Source organism: Mesorhizobium sp. Cs1299R1N1 (genome assembly GCF_037179655.1).
GTDB lineage: Bacteria > Pseudomonadota > Alphaproteobacteria > Rhizobiales > Rhizobiaceae > Mesorhizobium > Mesorhizobium salmacidum.
In genome coordinates this window covers 364,649-389,578 of record NZ_JAPYKR010000005.1, presented here as the reverse complement: position 1 = coordinate 389,578, position 24,930 = coordinate 364,649, and the positions used below count along the sequence as shown (strand labels likewise).

Annotated in this window: 23 protein-coding genes; 17 read left to right on the top strand and 6 right to left on the bottom strand. The window is 64.3% G+C overall.

Going from position 1 to position 24,930, the window contains the following annotated elements; genetic code table 11:
- Positions 1-25 precede the first annotated feature (25 nt).
- From O7A70_RS14030 to O7A70_RS14000, 7 genes are all read left to right on the top strand, one after another.
- Positions 26-2,086, top strand: a complete 2,061-nt coding sequence (locus tag O7A70_RS14030) for a pseudouridine synthase (RefSeq protein ID WP_337140838.1) — start codon at positions 26-28, stop codon at positions 2,084-2,086.
- A complete protein-coding gene (gene rsmD / locus O7A70_RS14025; protein ID WP_140772631.1) occupies positions 2,083-2,637 on the top strand; it encodes a 16S rRNA (guanine(966)-N(2))-methyltransferase RsmD in 555 nt (184 codons plus the stop codon). The genes O7A70_RS14030 and rsmD overlap by 4 nt, the downstream gene beginning before the upstream one ends.
- Positions 2,638-2,755: 118 nt before the next feature.
- Complete coding sequence (locus tag O7A70_RS14020) at positions 2,756-4,144, top strand: M16 family metallopeptidase (RefSeq protein WP_337140837.1); 1,389 nt, start codon at positions 2,756-2,758, stop codon at positions 4,142-4,144.
- Between the two features lie 95 nt (positions 4,145-4,239).
- Positions 4,240-5,661 (top strand): M16 family metallopeptidase, encoded by a 1,422-nt coding sequence (locus O7A70_RS14015; protein WP_337140836.1) that lies wholly within the window; start codon positions 4,240-4,242, stop codon positions 5,659-5,661.
- Positions 5,658-6,506: a patatin-like phospholipase family protein gene (locus O7A70_RS14010; RefSeq protein WP_337140834.1), complete on the top strand. Its 849-nt coding sequence runs from the start codon at positions 5,658-5,660 to the stop codon at positions 6,504-6,506. The genes O7A70_RS14015 and O7A70_RS14010 overlap by 4 nt, the downstream gene beginning before the upstream one ends.
- A 253-nt stretch (positions 6,507-6,759) precedes the next feature.
- Positions 6,760-7,467 carry a TylF/MycF/NovP-related O-methyltransferase gene (locus O7A70_RS14005; protein WP_442921184.1) on the top strand — a complete coding sequence of 236 codons (708 nt, stop codon included), beginning with the start codon at positions 6,760-6,762 and terminating at the stop codon, positions 7,465-7,467.
- Entirely contained in the window at positions 7,464-10,142 is a 2,679-nt protein-coding gene (locus O7A70_RS14000) for a class I SAM-dependent methyltransferase (protein WP_337140832.1), read from the top strand. Before O7A70_RS14005 ends, O7A70_RS14000 begins: the two co-directional genes overlap by 4 nt.
- Positions 10,143-10,262: 120 nt before the next feature.
- Here O7A70_RS14000 and efp read toward each other — a convergent pair whose 3' ends face one another.
- On the bottom strand, positions 10,263-10,832 hold the full coding sequence (gene efp, locus O7A70_RS13995) for an elongation factor P (RefSeq protein ID WP_084636569.1): 570 nt from the start codon (positions 10,830-10,832) through the stop codon (positions 10,263-10,265).
- Between the two features lie 184 nt (positions 10,833-11,016).
- Here efp and epmA point away from each other — a divergent pair, with 184 nt between their 5' ends.
- Entirely contained in the window at positions 11,017-12,063 is a 1,047-nt protein-coding gene (gene epmA / locus O7A70_RS13990) for an EF-P lysine aminoacylase EpmA (protein WP_337140831.1), read from the top strand.
- Positions 12,064-12,088: 25 nt separating this feature from the next.
- On the opposite strand, the gene O7A70_RS13985 is transcribed toward epmA, so the two are convergent.
- A complete protein-coding gene (locus tag O7A70_RS13985; protein WP_140507312.1) occupies positions 12,089-12,499 on the bottom strand; it encodes a VOC family protein in 411 nt (136 codons plus the stop codon).
- Between the two features lie 174 nt (positions 12,500-12,673).
- Here O7A70_RS13985 and O7A70_RS13980 point away from each other — a divergent pair, with 174 nt between their 5' ends.
- The 6 genes from O7A70_RS13980 (at position 12,674) to lpxK (ending at position 18,260) form a co-directional block, all read left to right on the top strand.
- Positions 12,674-14,017, top strand: coding sequence for a TldD/PmbA family protein (locus O7A70_RS13980; RefSeq protein WP_337140830.1), 1,344 nt, complete (start codon positions 12,674-12,676; stop codon positions 14,015-14,017).
- A complete protein-coding gene (locus O7A70_RS13975) occupies positions 14,004-14,801 on the top strand; it encodes a 3'(2'),5'-bisphosphate nucleotidase CysQ (RefSeq protein ID WP_337140828.1) in 798 nt (265 codons plus the stop codon). Before O7A70_RS13980 ends, O7A70_RS13975 begins: the two co-directional genes overlap by 14 nt.
- A 76-nt stretch (positions 14,802-14,877) precedes the next feature.
- Positions 14,878-15,123 (top strand): DUF4170 domain-containing protein, encoded by a 246-nt coding sequence (locus O7A70_RS13970; protein WP_337128335.1) that lies wholly within the window; start codon positions 14,878-14,880, stop codon positions 15,121-15,123.
- 5 nt (positions 15,124-15,128) lie between these two features.
- Positions 15,129-15,920, top strand: a complete 792-nt coding sequence (locus O7A70_RS13965) for a lysophospholipid acyltransferase family protein (protein ID WP_140714217.1) — start codon at positions 15,129-15,131, stop codon at positions 15,918-15,920.
- Positions 15,917-17,233: a lipid IV(A) 3-deoxy-D-manno-octulosonic acid transferase gene (gene waaA, locus O7A70_RS13960; RefSeq protein ID WP_337140826.1), complete on the top strand. Its 1,317-nt coding sequence runs from the start codon at positions 15,917-15,919 to the stop codon at positions 17,231-17,233. The genes O7A70_RS13965 and waaA overlap by 4 nt, the downstream gene beginning before the upstream one ends.
- 1 nt (position 17,234) lies before the next feature.
- Positions 17,235-18,260, top strand: a complete 1,026-nt coding sequence (gene lpxK, locus O7A70_RS13955) for a tetraacyldisaccharide 4'-kinase (protein WP_337140824.1) — start codon at positions 17,235-17,237, stop codon at positions 18,258-18,260.
- Here the strand turns inward: lpxK and O7A70_RS13950 are convergent.
- On the bottom strand, positions 18,257-18,490 hold the full coding sequence (locus tag O7A70_RS13950; protein WP_337140823.1) for a DUF2093 domain-containing protein: 234 nt from the start codon (positions 18,488-18,490) through the stop codon (positions 18,257-18,259). The genes lpxK and O7A70_RS13950 overlap by 4 nt on opposite strands.
- Before the next feature lie 114 nt (positions 18,491-18,604).
- Between O7A70_RS13950 and O7A70_RS13945 the strand changes: the two genes are divergently transcribed.
- Entirely contained in the window at positions 18,605-19,207 is a 603-nt protein-coding gene (locus O7A70_RS13945) for a hypothetical protein (protein WP_337140822.1), read from the top strand.
- A gap of 60 nt (positions 19,208-19,267) precedes the next feature.
- Here O7A70_RS13945 and O7A70_RS13940 read toward each other — a convergent pair whose 3' ends face one another.
- Positions 19,268-20,194, bottom strand: coding sequence for a LysR substrate-binding domain-containing protein (locus tag O7A70_RS13940; protein ID WP_337140821.1), 927 nt, complete (start codon positions 20,192-20,194; stop codon positions 19,268-19,270).
- 90 nt (positions 20,195-20,284) lie between these two features.
- Between O7A70_RS13940 and O7A70_RS13935 the strand changes: the two genes are divergently transcribed.
- Entirely contained in the window at positions 20,285-21,178 is an 894-nt protein-coding gene (locus O7A70_RS13935) for a DMT family transporter (protein WP_337140820.1), read from the top strand.
- A 159-nt stretch (positions 21,179-21,337) separates the two neighbouring features.
- Positions 21,338-22,066, top strand: a complete 729-nt coding sequence (locus O7A70_RS13930) for a hypothetical protein (protein ID WP_337140818.1) — start codon at positions 21,338-21,340, stop codon at positions 22,064-22,066.
- A 22-nt stretch (positions 22,067-22,088) separates the two neighbouring features.
- Here O7A70_RS13930 and mutL read toward each other — a convergent pair whose 3' ends face one another.
- Positions 22,089-23,978 carry a DNA mismatch repair endonuclease MutL gene (gene mutL / locus O7A70_RS13925; protein WP_337140817.1) on the bottom strand — a complete coding sequence of 630 codons (1,890 nt, stop codon included), beginning with the start codon at positions 23,976-23,978 and terminating at the stop codon, positions 22,089-22,091.
- Positions 23,979-24,021: 43 nt separating this feature from the next.
- The gene (locus O7A70_RS13920) at positions 24,022-24,924 is read right to left on the bottom strand and encodes a LysR substrate-binding domain-containing protein (protein ID WP_337107559.1); all 903 of its coding nucleotides are present in this window, start codon (positions 24,922-24,924) and stop codon (positions 24,022-24,024) included.
- Positions 24,925-24,930 lie beyond the last annotated feature (6 nt).

Below are 24,930 nucleotides of genomic sequence, written 5' to 3'. Positions count from 1 at the left end.
AGCAGCGCAAACGGACAAAGGCCACATGGACGACAACGACAAGAAATCCCCGCGCAAAGGCGGCCCGGGCAGGAGTGGCCCGAAATCGGCAGGTGCACGTGGTCGCGACGCCGGCAAGGGCGGGAAGCCGTCCTTTGGTGCGAAAAAGCCCTATGCCCCACGCGGCGACCGGCCGGCAGCCGCTGAAGGCGAGCGCCCGAAGCGCGACTTCAAGAGCGGCGACAAGCCGTTCCGCAAGGGACCGCGCCCCGAAGGCAAGCCCTACGCCCCGCGTGGCGACCGCCCGATGGCGGCCGAGGGCGAACGCAAGCCGTATGAGAAGCGCGAAGGGCCGCGCAAGCCCTACGCCCCGCGTGGCGACCGTCCGATGGCCGCCGAGGGCGAGCGCAAGCCGTATGAGAAGCGCGAAGGGCCGCGCAAGCCCTACGCCCCGCGTGGCGACCGCCCGATGGCGGCCGAGGGCGAACGCAAGCCGTATGAAAAGCGCGAAGGGCCGCGCAAGCCCTACGCGCCACGTGGCGACCGTCCGGTTTCTGCTTCGGCGGAGGGCGGCGAAAAGCGCTTCGACCGTCCCAAGCGTGATTTCGCAGATCGTCCGAAGCGGGATTTTGCCGATCGTCCAAAGCGAGACTTTGGAGGCGACAGACCCAAACGTGATTTCGGAGACCGACCACAAGGCGCATCGGGCGGCGGCTTCAAGCCACGTCCGCGAACAACCGAAGCAACGGAAGAAGCCGGCGAGCGCATAGCCAAGCGTCTGGCACGTGCCGGGCTCGCCTCGCGCCGCGACGCCGAGGAGTTGATCGCCGCCGGCCGCGTCAAGGTCAATGGCCGGGTGCTGGCCTCGCCGGCGTTCAACGTCATTCCCAACGACATCATCCATCTCGACGGAATGGAAATCCCCCCGATCGAACGCACGCGGCTGTTCCTGTTCCACAAGCCGGCCGGCGTCGTCACCACCAACCGCGACCCCGAAGGCCGCAAGACCGTCTTCGACGTGCTGCCGGCCGAACTGCCGCGGCTGATGACCATCGGCCGGCTCGATATCAACACCGAAGGCCTGCTGCTGCTGACCAATGATGGCGGCCTGTCGCGCGTACTAGAACTGCCGGCCACCGGCTGGCTGCGCCGCTACCGTGTGCGTGTCCACGGCAAGGTCGAGGAAAGCGCGCTTGCCGGCCTGCGCGAAGGCATTGCCGTCGACGGCGTCTTCTACGGCGCCATCGAAGCCAGCCTTGATCGCGAGCAGGGGTCCAATGCCTGGCTGACGATCGGCCTGCGCGAGGGCAAGAACCGTGAGGTCAAGAACATCCTCGGCGCGCTCGGCCTCGACGTCACGCGGCTGATCCGCATCTCCTACGGCCCGTTCCAGCTCGAGGATCTCGCCGAGGGTCACGTGCTGGAAATCAAGGGCCGGGTGCTGCGCGACCAGCTTGGCGAGCGCCTGGTCGAGGAATCCGGTGCCAATTTCGACGCCGAGATAACAAAACCGTTTTCCAACCAGCCGGTGCGGCGTACCGAAGTCCGTGAGGCCGAGCCCGAGCGGCCGAAATTTACGAGAGACGGCGAGCGGCGGCCGATCGGCGAGGGCGGGTTGATCAAGAACCGCAAACGCCGGGAAGGCAGCCGCGACGAGGCGCTCGGCAAGCTGTCGACAAGCCCTGACAGGGGCGAGAGGCCAGAAAAGAGCTTCGGGGAACGCGGTCCGCGACCGGAGCGTGGCGGCTTCGGCGACAAGCCGCGTGGAAGTTTCGGCGACAAGCCGCGCGGCGGTTTCGGTGACAAGCCTCGTGGCGGCGGCAAGAAATCCGAACGCGAGCAGCGGCCGATCGAGCCGCCAGGCCAGCGCAAGGCCAATGTCTGGATGGCACCGGGAGCCCGGCCGATCGGCAAGGGCAGGGCGGAGGCCGATGCGGCCAAGGCGGCCGAGGCCAAGGCGCGCAAGGCCTCGTTCAAGCCGTCTTATGGCAAGCCCGCCGGCAAACCAGGCGACGCAAAGCCATTCGGCAAGCCGCGTGGCGAGCGTCCAGGAGGCGCCGGTGGCGGTGAGCGGCCGCGTGGCCCCAAGGGCCCCCGGACAAGATGAGAATCGTCGGCGGTGAGTTTCGCGGGCGTCCGTTGGCGACGCCCCGCAGCGGCGCCATCCGCCCGACGACCGACCGCACCCGCGAGGCCGTCTTCAACGTTCTGGCGCATCGCTTTGCCGGGCAACTGGAGCGCGCGCGCGTGCTCGACCTGTTCGCCGGCACCGGCGCGCTTGGTCTGGAGGCCCTGTCGCGCGGTGCATCCTATGGCGTGTTCATCGAGGAATCGGCGGAGGGCCGTGGCCTGATCCGCGACAACGTCGAGGCCTTCGGCCTGACCGGACGCACCAAGATCTTCCGACGCGATGCAACGGGCCTTGGCGAGGCGGGCACGCTGGCGCCGTTCGGTCTCGTCTTTGCCGATCCGCCCTATGGCAAGGGCCTTGGCGAGCGCGCTCTGCGGTCGGCCATGGCCGGCGGCTGGCTGCGCCCCGGGGCGCTCTGCGTGGTCGAGGAGACGGCGTCGGTTCCCTTCGAGCCGGGCCCGGGCTTTTCCGTGCTTGATGAGCGCAACTACGGCGAGACCGTCATCCGCTTCATCGAAGCTGCCTGACAGGCCTCTTTCAGCAGTGGCCTCTTTGCCGCCGCCTTTGCCGTCAACATGACCAACAATTCACTTTGCTTGTCGCCAGCGCCTTGCCTATCGTCGCTGCATGAAACCGGAGCCATCGATGACATCCAGGACTGAGTGGCTGAGGGCAACGCTGCTGGCGACGTCGCTGGCTTTGTTCATGACCGACCCTGTCCTGGCGGACAACGCCGTATTGCCAGACACTGTGCCGGCCGAGTTCAAGGTCACGGACTTCCTGCTCGACAACGGCATGGAAGTGGTCGTCATTCCCGACCATCGCGCGCCGATCGTCACCCATATGGTCTGGTACAAGATCGGCAGCGCCGACGAGCCGCCGGGCAAATCCGGCATCGCTCATTTCTTCGAGCATCTGATGTTCAAGGCGACGGCCCATCACGAAGCCGGCGAGTTCGACCGCGCCGTCTCCGACATTGGCGGCTCCAACAACGCCTTCACCTCCTACGACTACACCGCTTTCCACGAGACGGTGGCGCCGTCGGATCTTGAGCTGATGATGAGCTTCGAGGCTGACCGCATGCGCAACCTCATCCTCACCGACGACGTCATCAAGACCGAGCGCGATGTGATCCTGGAGGAGCGCCGCTCGCGCATCGACAACAATCCGCAGGCCGTGCTCGACGAGGAGGTCGATGCCACACTGTGGCAGAACCAGCCCTATCGCATTCCGGTTATTGGCTGGATGCAGGAGATGGAACAGCTGAACCGCACCGACGCCGTCGCTTTCTACAACAAATATTACCGGCCCAACAACGTCGTGCTGATCGTGGCCGGCGACGTCCAACCGGAAACGGTGAAGGCGCTGGCCGAAAAGACCTATGGCAAGGTTGCCCGCGGACCGGACTTGCCGCCGCGCGTCCGCCCGGTCGAACCGGAGCAGAACACCAGGCGCACCGTGACGCTCTCCGACGCCCGCGTCAGCGTGCCGAGTTTCTCGACGCAATGGGTCGTGCCCTCCTATCACACAGCCAAGCCTGGCGAGGCCGAAGCGCTCGATCTGCTCGCCGAGATCCTTGGCGGTGGCAACCGCAGCCGGCTTTACCAGGCGCTCGTCATAAAGCAGGGCATCGCTTCCAGCGCCGGCGCGTATTTCCAGGGCACCATGCTCGACGACACCAATTTCACCGTCTACGGCGCGCCGCGCGGCGACGCCAAGCTGGCCGACGTCGAAGCCGCGGTCGATGCCGAGGTGGCGCGCATCGCCAGCGATGGCGTGACCCCTGATGAGCTCGAAAAAGCCAAGGACCGCTATGTCAGGTCAATGATCTTTGCCCGCGACAAGCAGGACTCCATGGCCAATATCTATGGTTCGACACTCGCCACCGGCGGCAATGTCCAGGACGTGCAGCAATGGCCGGACCGCATCCGCAAGGTCACCACCGACGAGGTCAAGGCCGTTGCCGCGCGCTATCTGGTGTTGGGCCGCTCGACCACCGGTTATCTCTTGCCGCAGCAACAGGCGGGGAATTGATGATGATGAACGAGTTTAGGTGCGCGTTGACTTCTCCCCGCGAGGCTCCCCCTTCTCCCCTTGTGGGAGAAGGTGGCCTCGCGAAGCGAGGTCGGATGAGGGGTGCTCCAGCTTGGCGGCACTCCGTCACCCACCCCTCAACGGTCTCGGCGCTGCGCGCCGATCCACCTTCTCCCACAAGGGGAGAAGGGAAGGCCCTGCATGCTATCGCAACCCTATTCCTCTCCATCCTCTTCCTGATCCTGCCGGCGCTTGCCGCCCACGCCATGGAGATCCAGTCCGTCACCTCGCAGAAGGGCGTCACGGCCTGGCTGGTGGAGGACTATTCCGTGCCGGTCGTCGCCATCCGTTTCGTCTTCGGCGGCGGCTCGACGCAGGATCCGGTGGGGAAGGAAGGCCTGGCCAATCTGATGACCGGCCTGTTCGATGAGGGCGCCGGCCCGCTCGATTCGGAAGCCTTCCAGATCAAGCTCGACGATGCCGGCGCCGAAATGAGCTTCGACGCGACCCGCGACGGCATCTACGGCTCCATGCGCATGCTGGCCGAACAGCGCGACGAAGCCTTCGACCTGTTGCGGCTGGCGGTCAATGAGCCGCGCTTCGACCAGGCGCCGATCGACCGCATCCGCGCCCAGGTCCTGTCCGGCATCATCGCCAACGAGAACGACCCGGACACGGTGGCGCAGAATCGATGGGCGCGCGCCGTCTATGGCGACCACCCCTATTCGCGCTCCGACCAGGGCACCAGGCAGAGCATCGCCGCCATCACGCAGGCCGACCTTGAGGCCCTGCACAAGGCGGTGTTCGCGCGCGGCGGCCTGCATGTCGCCGTGGTCGGCGCCATCGATGCCGAGACGCTGAAGAAGAAGCTCGACATGGTGTTCGGCGATCTGCCGCCAAACCAGGCGATCGCCCCTGTCGCCGATATCGAGCCCAGGCTGGCGCAGCATATCGAGGTCAATTACGACCTGCCGCAGACCTCGCTGCAGCTCGCCTGGCCAGGCGTGAAGCGCAAGTCGGCGGATTTCTTCCCGGCCGCGCTGATGAATGAAATTCTTGGCGGCGGCACCTTCACCTCGCGCCTGTTCCAGGAGGTGCGCGAAAAGCGCGGACTGGCCTACAGCGTCAATTCCTCGCTGGTAAACCAGGACCACGCCGACGCGCTGATCGTCACCACCGGAACGCGTTCCGACCGCGCCGCCGAGACGCTCGGCATCGTACGCGACGTCGTCAAGCGGTTGGCGCAGGACGGCCCGACCGAGGCCGAACTGGCGGCGACCAAGAAATATCTGATCGGCGCCTATGCCATCAGCAATCTGGATTCGTCGAGTGCCATCGCCGCGACGCTGGTCGAGTTGCAGCTCGACGATCTCGGCATCGACTACATGCAGCGCCGTACCGGCTATATCAACGCGGTGACGCTGGATCAGGTCAAGGCGGAGGCGAAGAAGCTGCTGACCGCCGAGCCGACCATCATGGTGGTCGGACCGCCGCTAGCGGGAGCCGGCAAGGGATGAGCCCGACTTTCGGCATAGCTTTCGGCGGCGGCGGCGCGCGCGGCCTGGCGCATATCCATGTCATCGAGGCCCTAAACGAACTCGGCATCAAGCCGGTGGCGATAGCCGGCTCCTCGATCGGCGCCGTCATGGGCGCCGGCATGGCCTCGGGCATGACCGGCAAGGACATGCACGACTATGCCCGCTCGATCCTCGGCCGGCGCGCCCAGGTGGCGAGCCGCATGTGGCGGGCACGGCCAGGCACAATCGCGGAAGCCATGCAAAATGGCATCCGGGTCAGCCAGTTCAATGTCGAGCGCATCCTCAAGGCCTTTTTGCCCGAAGCCATTCCCGAAACCTTCGCCGAATTGAAAATCCCGCTGAAGGTGACAGCGACGGACTATTTCGGCCACAAGCTCGCCGTGTTCGACGATGGCGACCTGCACTCGGCCCTTGCCGCCTCGGCCGCCATCCCCGCCGTCTTCCGCCCGGTGATGCGGGACGGCAGACTGCTGATCGACGGCGGCATCTACAACCCCGTGCCGTTCGATCTGATCGAGAAGGATGCCGACATCATCATCGGCGTCGACGTGGTCGGCGCGCCGGAAGAGGTCGACCGAAAACAGCCGACCTCCGTCGACCTGATGTTCGGCGCCACGCAGCTGATGATGCAGTCGATCATCGCCAACAAGCTGAAACAGTGCCAGCCCGATATACTGGTCCGCCCGGCGGTGTCCAAATACCGGGTGCTCGATTTCCTGAAGATCGATGCCTTGATGAACGAGACCGTTGAAATCAAGGATCGGCTGAAGCGGGAGGTGGCGAGTGTGGTGGAGGCGCGAGCCGGCAAACGCAAGAGCAGGTAACCGGCGGCCGAGTGAGTTGGTTCCGGGAGCTTCGGTGACCTGGCTCTAGATGCGGGAAACCCTGAGGTGGCCCAGCGCCGTTTGGTCGGGTGGCCTCACAATGGCGGTCGTTCCCTTGCTCTTTGGCTCGATATCCGCAACAGCATGTTTCGATTCAAAACCTTGATGCCTCGAAAGATCGACCATGAACCGTCTCTACACAGATCTCCTTATCAAGATCATTGCCAACACAATTTATGGCTCCGGTTCGCAGGTGATCGATCCCGCGAAAATGGGAGAGTCGACCCCCTTCAATCGCGAGGATCGCCTCCAGGGTCGCGATTGGCCGACGGTTGCCCATTCGATGGCAGGCATCAAGCGCTTGTCGAATGTGCGAGACCTCGTCCAAAGGGTCATCGATGAGAACGTGCCTGGGGATTTCATCGAGACCGGGGTCTGGCGCGGTGGCTGCTGTATTCTCATGAAGGGGGTGCTGGCCGCCAACGAGGTCACCGACAGGAAAGTCTATGTCGCCGACTCCTTTGACGGTTTGCCACAGCCGGACGCCGAAAACTATCCGGCCGATAGGGGAGACACGCTGCACGAATATCGCCAGTTGGCGATCGACCAGGCTCAGGTGGAATCCAACTTCGCTGCTTACGATCTCCTGGATGACCAGGTGGTCTTCGTCAAAGGCTTGTTCGGCGACACCTTGCCTGGCCTGGAAGCTGGTCCATTCGCCCTGATTCGACTGGACGGCGACATGTATGAATCGACCATGGACAGCCTTGAGGCGCTTTATCCAAGGCTGTCGCCGGGCGGTTTCGCGATCATCGACGACTTTGCGCTTCCGCCTTGCCGGCAGGCGGTTGAGGATTACCGCGAGCGTCACCGTATCGGAGCGACGATACACGACATAGATTGGACCGGTTGTTGGTGGCAGAAGCCAATTGCCGGCAACCAGACTACGGAAACGCGATGAAACAGAACTGCATCTCCATCGTCGTTGTCGCCTTCAACATCCCGGCTGAACTGCCTAGAACCTTACTTTCGCTGGCTACGCCCTACCAGCAAGGTGTGACCACGAACGATTACGAGGTCATCGTCGTCGACAACGGATCCTCACCTGCCGTGAGTGAGAGTCTGATCGGAGAATATGGGCCGAATTTTCGCGTGCTGCGCATCGATGACGCGTCTCCCTCGCCCGCGGCTGCCGTCAATCGTGGGATAAGAGAGGCGAAGGGTGACAAGATCGGCGTCATGATCGACGGCGCGCGCATTGTGACGCCGGGATTTGTGCGTTTCGCCGGCATCGGCCTGGACATGGCCCCAACGGCGGTCGTGGCTGCGCCGGGCTGGTATCTTGGAAGCGATATCCAGGCAAATGCGCTGACGAACGGCTACACAAAGGCCATCGAAGATTCGCTTTTGCAGTCGATCCGGTGGCCGGACGATGGGTATCGGCTGTTCGAGGTCGGGACGATGGATGAGTCGTCGATCGATCCGTGGTTCTCGCCATTGGCCGAAGCGAATGCTCTCTTTTTGAATCGCGAGAATTGGCATGCCATCAATGGCATGGACGAGCGCTTCAACCATCCTGGAGGCGGCCTCGTCAATCTCGACACGCTCGAACGTGCGATGGCGCTGCCGCAGGCACAACTCATCCTCACGCTCGGAGAGGCTACATTTCACCAGTTGCACGGAGGGATATCCACCAACGCGCCCCTCGAGCAACAGTCCAAGAACTGGGCAATCTGGAAGGCTGAAAGGGACGCCTTGCGGGGAGCAGGGGACTTTATCTTTCACACCCCCTCGGCGTTCGTGGGATCGTTGCCTCCAGCGCTTGTGCCGCACCTTGCCCGCGCCATGATTGCAACTCCACACGGCGTCGGCCCTGCCGTGGCCGCGGGCCTCAGAGCGCAATTGAAACCACCCGAGGAGCCCGTGCCGACGCACCCGGTAGCTGCGGCACTGGTCGGCGTGGCCAAGGCCCAGTTCGAGATCGGGAATTACAACGCGGCGGCGGACATCGTCCGCATGGCAAGCAGCCATGCACCCGCCGAGCTTGCAGCGTCCCGCCTCCTTGCGTCCGCCGGCATTCTTTCGCGGCGGAGTTCGGATCGAGATGCCGCGTATTTTACGGCGATCGGCGATGCGCACCGAGCCGTCGGCGAGAACGAAACGGCTGAGGTTCAATACCGCAACGCATTGGCGCAAGCCGCCAATAGCACTGGCGCCCATATCGGCCTCGCCAGCATGCGGATGTCGGGGCCTTTCTACTACGACTGGCTGGAGCGTCTTTACGCAGAGTTGAAACCGGCCGTCGTGGTGGAGATAGGGGTCTATGACGGCGTATCGCTTTCCAAGGTCAAGGCTCCAACTCTTGCAATAGGCATCGATCCCAATCCACGCGCCACCGTGGCGCTCAGTGCGCAAACGCACATTTTTCCAGAGACGAGTGACGCCTTTTTTGATCGCGGCGGAGCGGGTGCGCTGCTTGCCGGCCGTCCGGTTGGTGTCGGGTTCATCGACGGCTTGCACACGTTCGATCAGGTGTTGCGCGATTTTGCGAACCTCGAGCGCTACTGCGATGCCGGCTCGGTTCTGCTCGTGCACGACACTGCCGCCCTGGACGAAGCGACGCAAAAGGTTCCGCCGACGACGCAATTCCACACCGGCGATGTGTGGAAGCTGGTTCCGGCACTCAAGGCGCTGCGCCCAGAACTCGACGTGTTCACCATTGCCACGCCCTGGACCGGGCTCACCGTAATATCCGGCTTTGGCAGTGGTGGATACGATCGTTCATGGATCATCGAAGCGGGTAGACGTTTTGCAAACATGGAGTTTGCCGAGATCGAGGCAAACTTTGGCGAAGCGCTTTGCCTTGTTGCAAATGAATGGGAGCCGGTGTTTGCGCGGCTCAAGGCGAACCTTGGCGGCAAAGGGATCGGGCAACCACAATCAAAATTTCTACAGCCGGCGGATTGCGAAGCTGAGGAGGCTACGATGGGCGGGTTCTTGCATCAGTATTTTTTGAACAACAGCGGCAAGGAAATATACAAATGGCTGCACTATTTCGACATTTACGAACGCCACTTCGAGCGGTTCAGAAATAGAAAGCCAGTCGTCGTTGAAGTTGGCGTGTACAAAGGTGGATCGCTCGAAATGTGGCGAGCCTATTTCGGCGAGGGCGCGCGAATTGTCGGGATCGATATCGACCCAGCCTGCAAGGTGCACGAGTCGGAGCAGGTTGAGGTTTTCATTGGCAGCCAGGACGACCCTGAACTCCTCGATCGCATAGTCGAGAAATATGGACCTATCGACGTCGTGGTCGATGACGGCAGCCATATGATGGATCACGTCATCGCGACATTCGAGCATCTTTACCAATACGTGCAGCCGAACGGTGTCTACTTGGTCGAGGACACGCATACGAGTTATTGGGACGCCTACGGCGGCGGACTCCGCAGGCCAGGTTCGTTCATGGAATTCGCCAAGGGGAAGCTCGACGAGATAAACGCACACCACGCGCGCGGCGCGTTGCCGGCGAACGCGTTCACCAATTCAACGGACTCGATCTGTGTCTATGACAGCATTGTCGTCTTTGAGAAACGGCCGCAGGGCAAACGCCAAACCTTGATAACCGGCAGGGAATAAATCCATCCCGGCCGTCCCGTTCCGAGAACAACAGAGATACTTTCAAGCAAAGCAATCAATCGGCGCTAAAAGGGGTCTGAGAAAACGACGGCCCGCCCGTACCTGATCAAAAACTGCCCCTCAGTCCTTCGCCCGCTCTACATAGGACCCATCGGCCGTCATCACCACCACGCGGGTGCCGGGCGCGATGTGGGGCGGCACGGTGGTGCGCACGCCGTTGGAGAGCACGGCCGGCTTGTAGGAGGACGATGCCGTCTGGCCCTTGGTCGTCGGCTCGGTCTCGACCACTTCGAAGGTGGCGCGCTGCGGTAGCACCAGGGAGATCGCGATGCCGTTGAACTGGGACACCTGCACCGGCATGCCTTCCTTCAGATAAGGTGCCGCATCACCGACCACGGCTTCCGACACCGCCACCTGGTCGTAGGTTTCCGGGTTCATGAAGTGATAGCCTTCGCCGTCGGCGTAGAGGAAGGTGTGCTCGCGCTCCTCGACATAGGCGCGCTCCACCTGTTCGGTGGTGCGGTAGCGCTCCGACACCTTCACCCCGTCGCCGATGCGCCGCATGTCGAGTTGCGTCACGGGCGTGCCCTTGCCTGGGTGGATGTTTTCGGCAAAGAGGATCACATAAAGCTTACCGTCCTTGTCGACGACATTGCCTTTGCGGAGCGAACTGGCGATGACTTTCACCACGGTTTTAAATCCTGCGAGAGTTGACTGGCGTTTGCCGGCTTGTGCGGCGCTGGATGGGGGCCTAGCGCATCTTGGCGCGAACCGCCAGCCCCCCGATGCGAACTGGCCCGGGGCGAACTGACATGGGGCGAACTGACATGGGGCGAACTGACATGGGGCGCACCTGCATGCCTTCAATCCGCTCATGACCGCCGCGTCGCCCTGGTGGACGCCGCATGTCCATGCCGACCGCCGTCCGCGCCTGATGCTGCGCAACGGGCTGACGGCTGCCTTGCGCGACTGGTTCGCCCGCAACGACTTCATCGAGGTGGAGACGGCCGCGCTGCAGGTCTCGCCCGGCAACGAGGCGCATCTGGCGGCTTTCGCCACGGAGGCGGTCGGGCCGGATGGCGCCCGATCGCCGCTTTATCTCCACACCTCGCCGGAATTCGCCTGCAAGAAGCTGCTCGCCGCGGGCGAACAGCGCATTTTCAGCCTGGGTCCGGTCTACCGCAACCGCGAGCGCGGCCCCTTGCATCATCCCGAATTCACCATGCTCGAATGGTACCGTGTCGGCGAGACCTATGAGAGCCTGATGCGCGATTGCGCAGCGCTGCTGGCGTTGGCCGCGACGAGGGCAGGAGCCGCGCGCTTTTCTTTCCGGGGCCGCGACTGCGATCCGTTTGCCGAACCGGAGCGGTTGACCGTGGCGGATGCCTTCAGCCGCCATGCCGGCATCGATCTGCTGGCCACGGTCGCCGTCGATGGCGGCACGGACCGGGACGCGCTTCATGCCGCACTGATCCAGGCCGGCTTGCGCACCGCGCCTGACGACAGCTGGGCGGATTTGTTCAGCCGCGTGATGGTGGAAAAGATCGAGCCGTTCCTCGGGCAGGGGCGGGCGACCATCCTGTGCGAATATCCGGTCGCCGAGGCGGCGCTCGCCCGGCCGGGCCTCGGAGATCCACGCGTCGCCGAACGTTTCGAGCTCTATTGCTGCGGCGTCGAGCTCGCCAACGGCTTTGGCGAGTTGACCGACGCAGCCGAGCAGCGCCGGCGCTTCATCATAGAGATGGACGAGAAAGAGCGCGTCTATGGCGAGCGCTACCCGCTCGACGAGGATTTTCTCGCCGCCCTTGCCATCATGCCGCAGGCTAGCGGCATCGCGCTCGGCTTCGACCGCCTGGTGATGCTGGCGACCGGCGCTCACAAGATCGAGGACGTGATCTGGACGCCGGTCGCGGCATCTTGAACGACAGGCTGCTGCCCCTCTGACTTCAATGCGCGAAAACCTGCTCGAGTGAGCGAAAGCCCTTGAATTCCAGGGCGTTGCCCGAGGGGTCGCGGATAAACAATGTCGCCTGTTCGCCGGGCTCACCCTTGAAACGCACCATTGGCCGCTCCAGCCAGTCTATGTCGTCGCGCGCTTCCAGCCGAGTGGCAAGGCGCTGCCAGTCGTCCATCAAGAGCACAGCGCCAAAATGCGGGATCGGCACGGTGATACCGTCGACCTTGCCGTCACTGGCGGCTTGCGCGGGGCGCAGATGCGCCGACATCTGGTGGCCGTAAAGGTCGAAATCGACCCAGGTCGCTGACGAGCGGCCGATCGCGCAGCCCAGCACCTCGCCATAGAAAGTTCGGGTTTCATCGAGATCACGAACCGGAAAGGCAAGATGGAAAGGCGTCATGGCGAAGGCTCCAGATAGGCAAAAACCGCGACGTCCGCTCTTTGCGGGCGCTTCGATGGCGGTTTGGTCGCGACATCCTGATTGCCCTTCTGCCATTGCACAAGCGGCATTGGAACAATAGATGGTGCGGCAGCACCTGCCTTCCGGACAGGCTGAAGAAACAGGATCAAGTGCATGACCGACAAGCTGGACGCCGCGAAATTGACGGACCGCGTCGCGGCCCTGGTCGAGGCCGCCAAACGCGCCGGCGCCGATGCCGCGGACGCCGTCGCGGTGCGCGGCCGCTCGACCGGCGTCTCGGTGCGGCTTGGCAAGGTCGAAAACACCGAGGCTTCCGAGGGCGACGATGTTTCGCTGCGGGTCTTCGTCGGCCAGCGTGTGGCCAGCGTATCGGCCACCGCCGCGTCCGATCCGAAGGCGCTTGCCGAGCGTGCCGTCGCCATGGCCAAGGTGTCTCCCGAGGATCCCTACCAGGGTCTTGCCGACCCTGCGCTGCTCGCCAGGCAGACGCGCGATCTGGACCTGTTCGACGCGACCGAAGTGTCGGCCGACCAGTTGAAGGAAGCCGCGCTTGCCGCCGAAGCGGCGGCTCTCGCCGTCAAGGGCGTGACCAATTCGTCCGGCAGCAATGCCAGCGCCGGGCTTGGCGGGCTGGTTCTGGCCACCTCGCACGGTTTTCTCGGCCACTATGTCGGCTCGCGTTTTGCGCGCTCGGCCAGCGTGATCGCCGGCGAGGGCACCGGCATGGAGCGCGACTATGAATTCTCCTCGCGCCAGCATTTTGCCGATCTCGACGCACCCGAGGACATCGGCCGCAAGGCCGGTGAACGGGCGGTGCGCCGCCTTGGCGCGCGCAAGGCGGCGACCGGACCCGTCGACGTGGTGTTCGACCCGCGCGTCGCCCGCGGCATTGCCGGCCATATCGCCGGCGCCATCAACGGCGCTTCCGTCGCCCGCAAGACCTCGTTCCTGCGCGACATGATGGGCAAGCAGGTGGCCGCTGCCGCCATCACCGTCACCGACGACCCGTTGCGGCGCCGTGGCCAGGCCTCGCGCCCATTCGATGGCGAAGGCGTCGAGGGCGAGAAGCTCCTGATGATTGAAAAGGGTGTCCTCAACCACTGGTTCCTGTCGACGTCGGCGGCCCGGGAGCTCGGCCTCGCCACCAACGGTCGCGGCGCGCGCGGCGGCTCCTCCGTCTCGCCGTCGTCGACGAACCTTGCCATCGAGGCGGGCGAGCGCTCGCCGGAAGACCTGATCGGCTCGCTCAAGACCGGCTTCTACGTCACCGAAGTGTTTGGCCAGGGTGTCGACATGCTCACCGGCGAATACAGCCGCGGCGCCTCCGGCTTCTGGATCGAAAATGGCGCGCTTGCCTATCCGGTCGCCGAAGTCACCATCGCCTCGAACCTGAAGATGATGTTCCTCAACATGGTGCCGGCGAATGACCTCGACCGAAATTTCGGTACCGCCGCCCCGACACTCCTGATCGAAGGCATGACCCTTGCCGGAGCATGACCTGACCACTGCCGATCAGGACCTGCCGCTGCTGCGCGACGCCGCCCGCGAGGCCGGTCTTATCGCGATGCGCTACTTCGGCAACAATCCGCAGGTCTGGATGAAGGGTGGTACCTCGCCGGTCAGCGAAGCCGATCATGCCGCCGATGCGTATCTGCGCCAGACGCTGCTTGCGGCACGGCCGGATTATGGCTGGCTGTCGGAAGAGACGACCGACGATCCGGCACGGCTTTCGGCGCGCCGCACCTTCGTTGTCGACCCGATCGACGGCACGCGCGGCTTCCTCGAAGGCCAGCCCACATGGTGCGTCAGCGTTGCCGTCGTTGAGCTTGGCCGCACGCTCGCCGGCGTGCTCGAATGTCCGGCGATGGATGAGACTTACTGGGCGCTACCCGGCCAGGGCGCCTTCCGCAACGACAAGCGCATCGCGGTACGCAAGCCTGAGGACAAGGCTGAAATTTCAGGGTTGAAGCAGTTGATCGACATGGTGCCTGCCGGCTGGCAGAAGCGGCTGCAGCGGGCACCCTACATCCCCTCGCTCGCCTACCGCCTGGCGATGATCGCCAACGGGACGCTCGACGCAACGTTCGTCAAGCCGAACGCGCATGACTGGGACATTGCCGCCGCCGATCTCATCCTGCGCGAAGCGGGCGGCCAGCTGCTCGACCCGAATGGCCGGGCGCCGCTCTATGCCGGCGAGGTGATCCGTCACGGCGCGCTCGCCGCCGGCAGCGGGGACCTGCTGGCGGTGCTTGTCGATGTCATCGCCGGGCTGGATGGCTGAAAGCATTTTCGAAGGTTCCAAAGTCGGCGGCTTTGGTCTAGACCTGTGACAAACTCACGATATGTGAAGGACCGACATGGCCGCGGAAGACGGAAAGAAACAGCTTTTGCATCTGGTGTTCGGCGGCGAACTCAAGAAGCTTGGCGGCACCGAGTTCCGCGATCTCGACGCGCTCGACATCGTTGGTGTCTATCCCGACTATCAATCCGCGCACACCGCGTGGAAAGCCAAGGCACAAGCCAGCGTGGACAATGCCCATATGCGTTATTTCGTCGTTCATCTGCACCGTCTGCTGGATCCCGATAGCAAGGTCATCGGTTGAGTTCGATGGAGCGTGATCTGGCGAAAGAGCCAGCCAGCGAGGCCGCGCCCACGGGCAGGGGCGGCAGCCGCACGACCAAGGCCTTCTGGCGCAGGATTCGCGAGCCGCTCGCGCAATCCCGATTCGTCAAGAACGCCATTGCCAGCCTGCTCGCGCAGTTCGTGCGGCTGGTTCGCCTGACCAGCCCCCTGGTCGCCGGATCGGCCCGCTTTGCGGGCGGCGCCTATGCCGAGTTCGAGCCGGGGATCATTGCTCTGTGGCATGGCCAGCATCTTTTGACGCCGGCCTATTACCCCAAGCGCAAGCCGCTGGTCGCGATGGTGTCGCGCAGCGCCGATGCCGAACTCAATGCCCTGATGCTGGAGAAATTCGGGATCGAGGCGGTGCGCGGTTCGGGCGGGCGCGAGAATGCCAGGCATCTCGACAAGGGCGGGGCCAAGGCCCTCATCGCCCTCAAAAAGTCGCTCACCGCAGGCAAGAACGTCGCCATGATCGCAGACATTCCCCACGGTACCCCGCGCGATGCAGGGCTCGGTATCGTTCTTTTGGCTCGCCTCTCCGGCCGGCCGCTGCTGCCCGTCGCCATCGCCACCAGCCGCCGCAAGGTGCTGGAAAAGAGCTGGGACAAAACCACCATCAACCTGCCCTTCGGCCGCTCCGCCGTGACCATCGGCACGCCGATCTTTGTGGCGGCGGATGCCGACGATGCCGAAATGGAACGCAAGCGCCAGGAAGTGACGGCCGCCCTCAACGCCGCGACCGCCGAGGCCTACCGTCTCGTGGACGGCCCGCGGTGAGCGGCCGCTGGGCACGTACCATGCTGTCGGCATACCGTTTTGCCGGCGCAGCCGCCTATCCCCTGGTCGGGCCTTACGTCGCCTGGCGCACCTCGCGCGGCAAGGAAGACCGCAACCGAAGGCGCGAGCGCTATGGCGTCGCCGGCCGCCCGCGCCCGGAGGGGCCGGTGATCTGGATCCATGCCGCGAGCGTCGGCGAGACCTTGGCCGTCGTGCCGCTGGTCGAAAGCATCCTCGACTATGGCGTCAACATCGTGCTGACGACCGGCACGGTGACCTCCGCCCAAGTCGTGGACGAGCGGCTCGGCGACCGCATCATCCACCAATATGTGCCGCTCGATCTGAAGCCGGCGGTCAGCCGCTTCCTCGATCACTGGAAACCTGATCTGGCGATCATCGCCGAATCCGAGATCTGGCCGATGACCATCCTCGAACTCGGTGCGCGCCACGTGCCGCAGGTGCTGGTCAATGGCCGGCTTTCCGATCGCTCGTTCACGTCGTGGAAGAAGCGGGCCAACATCGCCGAGGCGCTGTTCGAGAATCTGGCCCATGTCGTTGCCCAATCCGATGTCGACGGCGAGCGTTTTCGCGCGCTCGGCGCCCGGCCGGTCACGGTGTCGGGCAATCTCAAGGTCGACACCAACCCGCCGCCGGTCGACCAACGGGCGCTCGCCACTTTGCAGCGGCAGATCGGCGATCGCCCGACCTGGGCGGCGATCTCGACCCATGATGGCGAGGAAGTGGTCGCGTCGGAAGTCCACGCGACCCTGCACAAGCGTCACCACGGCCTTTTGACGATCGTCGTTCCGCGCCATCCCGATCGGGCCGAAGCTCTCGCCGCGCAGATTTCCGGCATGGGACTGAAGGTTGCGCGGCGCAGCAAGGGTGACCGGATCGGTCCCGACACCGATATCCTGCTTGGCGATACGATCGGCGAAATGGGGCTTTATCTCCGCCTGACCGAAATCGCTTTCGTCGGCCGTTCGCTGACCTCCGAAGGCGGCCAGAACCCGCTCGAGCCGGCCATGCTCGACACGGCGGTTCTCGCCGGGCGCAACGTGCAGAATTTTCGCGAGGCCTATCAGCGTCTGCTCGACAGCGGCGGCGCCAAGCTGGTGCGCGACCGCGACATGCTGGCTGGCGCCGTCAATTTCCTCCTGACCAACGAAGTGGCGCGCCACGAGATGATGGCGGCGGGGATCGCGACTGTCGATGAGATGCGCGGCGCGCTGGCACGCACGCTCAAATCGCTCGAACCCTATATCCAGCCGCTGGTGGTCAAGGCGCGCCTGAAGGGCGCGAACGGGCGTTAGCGTGGCCTCGGAAGCACCACCATTCTGGTGGGAAGAGCCGGACTGGAAAGTCCTGGCGCTATCGCCGCTGTCGGCTGTCTACGCGCTGGTCGCCGGTCGCGGCATGCGGCGGGCCCGGCGCGAGAAGATCCAGGCGCCGGTTTTGTGCGTCGGCAATTTCACCGTTGGCGGCACCGGCAAGACGCCGGTGGCGATCGCGCTCGCCCAACAGGCCAGGCGCATGCGATTGAAGCCCGGTTTCCTGTCGCGCGGCCATGGCGGTTCCTTCGCCGAACCGCATGTCGTCGATATCAGTCATGACAGCGCCAAGCACGTCGGCGACGAGCCGCTTCTGTTGGCGGAACATGCCCCGGTTGCAGTGACGCCGAACCGTGCCGCCGGCGCCCGGCTGCTGCTGGAAAAGCACGGCTGTGATTTTCTGATCATGGACGACGGCTTTCAGAGCGCCCGCATCCACATCGATTATGCGCTGGTCGTGGTCGATGCCCGTTATGGGATCGGCAATGGCCGCGTCATCCCGGGCGGTCCGCTCAGGGCTAAAATCGTCGACCAGCTGGTCTTCACCAGCGGGCTGCTGAAGATGGGCGAGGGCACCGCCGCCGATGCCGTGGTTCGCCGGGCAGCGCGTGCCGGCCGGCCGATCTTCGAGGCCCACACGGAGCCGAGCAGCAAGGCGGGGCTTGCCGGAAAGCGGTTTCTGGCCTTTGCCGGCATCGGTCATCCCGAAAAGTTCTTCGACACGGTGCGCGAGGCCGGCGGCGAAGTGATCCTTTCCCGGCCCTTTCCGGACCACCACTTCTACGCCGAGGACGAGCTTGCCGAACTGGCCGCGACGGCGCGGGCCGAAGGCCTTGGCCTGATCACCACCGCCAAGGACGCCGCCCGGTTGCGCCATGGCGCCCCGCAGGGTTTTCTCGACCGTCTCGACGTGCTGGAAATCGACACGGTGTTCGAACTCGACCACGTTCCCGAACGCATCATCGAGGAAACGCTCGATGCTTGGCGGCAGCGCAAGCTGAGAGGCTAACCCCGCTTACGCAGTTCCGGATGCACCTCGATTTCGCGGCGCAGCGAAGCGGCGGCGTTCACATAGGGCTCCTGCCTGGCAACGCTCCAGTATTTCAGTTCGTCCAATGGGATGTTTTCGCCCGTCACCGCGCAGCGCACGAACGATCCGGGGCTGGTGACCTGGAAATCGCCATCGAGGTAGCGGATGCGGGCTTCCTTGCCGCCGGGGCCTTCGAAACGGTTCATCATTCAATGGCACTTGAGTTCATCGGGATTCAATCGCCATAAATCGTGGGCAAGGTCAAGCTTGGCGCAATGCTCATGTAATATTGCCCTTTGGCACAATGGTTGTCGGGAAGCGCCATGGACATCGCCAATGCAAGCATGCCGCCTTTGCTGAAAGAAGCACTCATGCCCCAGCCGGTGCCTTCGCCCAAGGCCGACCCGGCGACCGCGGCGCTGGTCAAGGCGCTCGTCCAGCCGCCGGCGCCCGCGATGGTGCAATCGGCGCAGTTCGCCGCCCAGGCGCTGCAAAGCTCGCTGCCGCGACCGGCCGCTCAGACCTCGCAACGCCTGTCATCCTCCGAAATCGAGGATGCTTACCGGGCCGTCATGGAACCTGACGTCGCCACCCACCATGCACCGGCAGGAACGTCGACGCGTGGGGCAGGGACGAACACCGATCAGGATTGGCGCGGCTTCGCCCCGCAGCAGCCAATGGCCACTGACAGCACACCCAAACTGGCAGCGGCCTCGGCCCCGTCCACATTTTCGCCTGCTGTCGCTTCCGCCGCGGTGCTGGTCGCGGCCAACGCCAACGCGCCGCAACCGCGCGGCGCCTCCATCCGTCCGGCGGGCCATGCTCCGCGATCCGAGCCAGCTGCGTCGTCGCTGTGGACGATATCGATCGTGACGGCCATCGTCTCGGCCGCGACCACCATGATTGTGCTTTTTCTGTTTCGTTGAGAGGCATCGCGCGATTTCCGACCGCGACCGTCACGCATTGTCTCCGAGAGGCGTCGCAGCCTAATTGTCATCCTGCAGGAAAGCTTCCAATCTTGCCGGCGCGAGCCTGGCCTGTTCGGCAATGCGCCTGGCGAGATCGGCGGCGGCGGCGCGCGGTCGGCCGACCGGACGATCCAGCCAGTAGGAAACGGGATTGAGCGCGGTGCGATCGTCGACGGCGACGAGGCGCCCCGATCCTATCTGGTGCTCGGTGAGCGGCGGCCGCGCCAGCGCGATGCCGAGACCATGGGCTGCGGCATCGAGCACCAGATTGTAGTCTTCGAAGCGGCGGTCTTGCGGGCGCGGCCGGTAATCCATGTCCTGCGCGGCGAACCAGGCGCGCCAGCCCGAAGCGTCGGAATCGTTGATCAGCGGGAATTTGAGCAACCGGGCCGGGTCGCCAGCGCCGATCTCTCGTGCGAGGCCCGGCGAGGCGATCGGGAAGAGATGTTCTTCGAACAGTTGCACCGAGACACGGCCCGGGATGCGGCCGCGACCGCAGCGGACCGACAGATCGATGCCTTCGTCGGCGAGATCGGCCTGACGATTATCGACGTCGAGCACGATGCGCAGGCGGGTAGGGTCGTTCTCCAGCGTTGCCATGCGCGGCATCAGCCACAAGCCGCTCACCGATGGAATGGAGGCCAGGCGCACCACGGCGGTGCCGCGCGGCTCCACCCACCGATCCGAATTGACCGATATCAGCGCGAAGGCTTCGGTGGTCCTGAGATGCAGGCGATTGCCTTCGTTGGTCAGCGACACGCCGCGCGCGCCGCGTTCGAAAACCTTCAGGCCAAGCCAGTCCTCGAGCTTGGCGATCTGCCGGCTGACGGCGCCATGGGTGAGGTTGAGTTTTTCAGCGGCGGCCGAAAAGCTTCCCGTGCGGGCCGCCGCGTCGAAGGCGCGCAATGTCTCCAGCGGCAGCATGCTGTTCGAGCTGTGATCCATGCTCACAGGTGACCCTCGATTTGGTCGTTTGTCAATTGACCTGAAAGGGCGTTTTCTGCTGCCGAGACCGAAGGATCCGAGGGCAATGAGATGAGCGTAACGACAGGCACGTTGAATTCGACACAGCGGATGGACACCACGGCCGCCATCGCCGTGGCGCTGACGGTGATCGGCTGGGCCTCCGCCTTCCCGGCGATCCGGGCCGGGCTCGCCGCTTTCCAGCCGTTGGAGCTTGGCGCCCTGCGCTTTGCCATAGCCGCCGTGCCGGCTGCCATCTTCCTCGCCGTCAAGCGTCCGGCGCTGCCCAGGATCGGCGATTTCTGGCGCTTCGCCTTCGGCGGCGCCATTTTCGTCGCGCTCTACACGGCGATGCTCAATTTTGGCGAGCAGACCGTCTCGGCCGGAGCAGCCGGCTTCATCATCAATGTCAGTCCCATCTTCACCGCCATCATGGCGATGGCCCTGCTTGGCGAGCGCTTCTCAGGCCTGGCCTGGATCGGTACCGTCATTTCCTTCGCCGGCATCGGCATCATCGCCATCGCCGATGGGCATGGCCTGCATTTCAACGCCGGCGCGCTGCTGGTGCTTGGTTCGGCACTCTGCTCGGCCGTCAACACCATCGTCCAGAAGCCGCTGTTTGCCCGTCACCATCCGCTGACCATCGCGGCGTCCAACATGGTGCTCGGCGCGCTCTGCCTGGCGCCCTTCCTGCCCGCTGCTCTGCAGCAGGCCGCCGTCGCGAACACCGCCGGCCTTGGCGCCGTCATCTATCTCGGCATCGTGCCAAGCCTGATCGCTTATGCGGCATGGGCGACCGCGCTGTCGCGCTTGCCGGCGGCGCGTGCCTCGAACTTCTTGTACCTGGTCTCGCCGATGTCGGCCCTGATCGGCTTCTTCTGGCTGGGCGAAGTGCCGACGCTGCTCGGCATTCTCGGCGGTGCGTTGGCGCTCGGCGGCGTTATCGTGGTGAATTTGAAACGCTAATTCAAAAGGTTGCGATCTTTCCCTGACTTATCAGGAACCACGGATTTCAGTTGACGGCTGCCGCGACGCAAGGCAACTGTCACGCAGTCTTGGCGGATTGTCGTCGCGGAGCGCAGCGGGGTTGGGATGGGAAGACGCTTTATCTCAACGGTCGTTTGCTTGTTGCTGCTCAACGCAAAAGCCATTGCGGGTTGGTACCACGTGGAAAACTACGAGGGTTTCCTCGGGTCATCTCCTATCCATTTCTCCATACAGACAGATGACAGCTTAGGCAGCGCGCCAAAGGTCAATGGAAGCTACTTCTACGACGCGAAGCAAATCCCGATTGCGCTGTATGGCACGGTCAGCGGCACCAGGTTCGTGCTTTGCGAGATTTCAGACGATAAGGAGCTTTATCGGATAATAGTGCAGGGACCGACGCCCCCTGTCGACACCGCAAGGTGCCCATTGTCCCTCGACCTCAATGGAAACGCTTTGACAGGAAGCTGGAGCAAGGGCACGGACAGATATCCCGTCACCCTCAAGAAAATAGCGAGCCTGGATGACACCGGCGAGGCAAAGATCGACGGCACTGTCGAGATCCCCTTCTGGGCGCAGACAGCCACCCACAGGTTTTCGGGAATTTACACGAATACCGGTGGCGGCCTTTGCATGGAAAAAGTGCAGGTCATCAAAAAGAGCAGCCGCAAGGTTGTCCAGGAAATTACCTTCGCCGATGACGACGCTTGCAGTGCCGGCATGCTGAAAACGATCATCTACATGAACGTCCAGAAATGGGTGGAGCAAGGCAAGGACGTCATTTCCGTGAATTTTGAAGGCGGCGGTGCCGGAACCGCGGTCGATTACGTCTTCAATTCACGGACAAGGAAATATCAGCAGATGAAATGAGGGCTGGCCCGTTGGGGCCGGTTCACCGCCGTCCGAACAGCCTTTCGATATCCGCCAGCTTCAGCTCGATATAGGTGGGGCGGCCATGGTTGCAGGTGCCTGAGCCCGGAGTCGCCTCCATCTGGCGCAGCAGCGCGTTCATCTCCTCGGCCTTGAGCAGCCGGCCGGAGCGCACCGAGCCGTGGCAGGCCATGGTCGCCGCGATCTTGTCCAGCCGCCCCTTGAGCGTTTCGACCGTGTCGTTGTCGGCGATCTCGTCGGCGAGGTCGCGCACCAGTTGCTGGACATTGGTCTCGCCCAGCATCGACGGCGTCTCGCGCACGGCAACCGCGCCCGGGCCGAAACGCTCGATGCCGAGGCCGAAGCGGGCGAGGGTTTCGGAATGCATGGCGAGCCTCTCGGCGTCCTCTTCCGGCAAGTCGATGATCTCGGGCAGAAGCAGCATCTGCGAGGGCACCGGCCGCGAATGCAGGGCGTTCTTCAGCGCTTCATAGACCAGCCGCTCATGCGCCGCGTGCTGGTCGACGATGACGAGCGAATCCCTGGTCTGGGCGACGATGTAGTTCTCGTGCACCTGGGCGCGCGCGGCACCCAGCACCGCACCGAGCAGCGTCTCGGTTGCCTCATTCTGCCCGGCACGCGCATCGGCGCTGGCGAGCGGGCCGGCATCGAACGCCGCCTGGTCGGGTTCACCGAACCCGGCGGTTCTTGCATTGCCGCGTTCAAAGCCGGCGCCTGAGAATTGCATGTCGAGCGGTCGCTGCGGCGAGCGCGAAGGGTCGAAACCCGCGGGGCCGGACGCGCGGAAGGCTGCTTCGTAGCTGCGATGGCCATTTGTCGGGCCGCCGTGATCATAGGGTGCGGCGCCCGGACGGAACGCAGCCATCATGCCGGCGGCACCCGTGGTGGCGGAGCGGATGCCGGCATCGGCCAACGCCTGCCGGATCGCGCCGACGATCAGTCCGCGCACGAGGCCCGGATCACGGAAGCGGACATCGGCTTTGGCCGGATGGACGTTGACGTCGACGATGGCCGGATCGAGCGAAAGGAACAGCACGGTCACGGCGTGGCGGTCACGCGGCAGGACATCGGCGAAGGCGCCGCGAATGGCACCGGCGATCAGCTTGTCGCGCACCGGCCTGCCATTGACATAGGCATATTGCTGCAGCGCGTTGGCGCGGGTGAAGGACGGGATCGACACATGGCCGGTCAGGTGCACGCCTTCGCGCATCGCGTCGATTGCAATGGAATTGTCGGGAAAGTCGGCGCCCATCACCTGCGCGATGCGGCGCAGGCTGCCTTCCGCGCTGTCCTCGGTCGCGGGCAGTTCCAGCGTCGTGCGGTCGGACCCGGCGAGCGTGAAACGCACTGTGGGGAAGGCGATGGCGATGCGCCTGACCACGTCGCTGATGGCCGAGCTTTCGGCGCGTTCGCCTTTCATGAACTTCAGCCGTGCCGGCGTGGCGAAGAACAGGTCGCGCACCTCGACGGTGGTGCCGCGATTGGCGGCCGCGGGCTTGACCGGCAGGATGCGGCCGCCCTCGATGCCGATCTCTGCGGCGCTGTCGCCCGAAGCCGTGCGCGAGCGAATCGACAGCCGTGACACCGAGCCGATCGACGGCAACGCCTCGCCGCGAAAACCAAGCGAGCGGATGTCGTGGATGTCCTCGGCAAGCTTGGACGTGCAGTGACGCGCGATCGCCAGCGCCAGCTCCTGCTCAGGAATGCCGGAGCCGTCGTCGGTGACGCGGATAAGGTTCAGCCCGCCTCCCGATGTGACGACCTCTACCTTGCTTGCACCGGCATCGAGCGCGTTCTCGACCAGTTCCTTGACCACGCTCGCCGGACGCTCGATGGCTTCGCCGGCGGCGATCTGGTTGATCATCGTTTCGGAAAGCTGGCGAATGGGCATGATCTGATCTTACACGGATTCGGTCCGTGCGTGCGAGGCCACTTTACGCCTGCGCGACCAGCCAGTCTCTTACCTTGCGGGCATTGTCGGAGAGCTCGCGGTTCTTCGGCCACACGACATAGAAGGCCTTGCCGGTCTTGAGCACGTGGTTCGTCACCGGCACCAGCAGGCCGGTCGCCAGCAGCCGCTCGGCAAGATGGCGCCAGCCCAGCGCAATGCCTTGTCCCTCCATGACGCCCTGGATCACCAGGCCATAATCATTGATGCGCAGGCCCCGCGCGGTGTTGCTGAGGCTGCCGCCGGCCGACTGGAACCATTCGTCCCAGCTTGCCGCTTCACGATACGGCTCCTCGAGGTGAATGAGACGGTGCGTGGCCAGTTCCTCGACGCTCCCCGGCATGCCGAACTTGGCCAGATAGCTGGTGCCGGCGACGGGGAAGATCTCCTCATCGGCGAGCGGCAGCGAGTGGTAGTCCGGCCATTCCCTGGGCTCGCCGCCGCGCACCGCCAGCGGGATACCTTCGGCGATGATGTCGAGATCACGGTCGGCGGTCTGGATGCGCAGGTCGATGCCCGGCAATTCGTCGCGGAACTGCTGCAGGCGCGGCATCATCCAGAAGGAGCCAAAAGCGGTCGAGGCGGCAAGCGTTACATGGCCACCGGTCGCCTGCAGGCGCAGATCCTCGGCGGATTTGCGGATATGCGACAAGCCCAGCGAGACGTCGGCATGGAACCGCTCGCCGGCTTCCGTCAGGCTGACTTGCCGGTGGCGACGCTGGAACAGCTTGGCGCCGAGCTGCTCTTCCAGTCCGCGCACCGCATAGGAGACGGCCGCTTGCGTCATGCCGAGCTCGCGCCCGGCGGCGGTGAAGCTCGACAGCCGGCCCGCCGCCTCGAAGACGATCAGGCTGCCGGCGGACGGCAGGAGGTGGCGCAGGCTTCGCATAAGCAC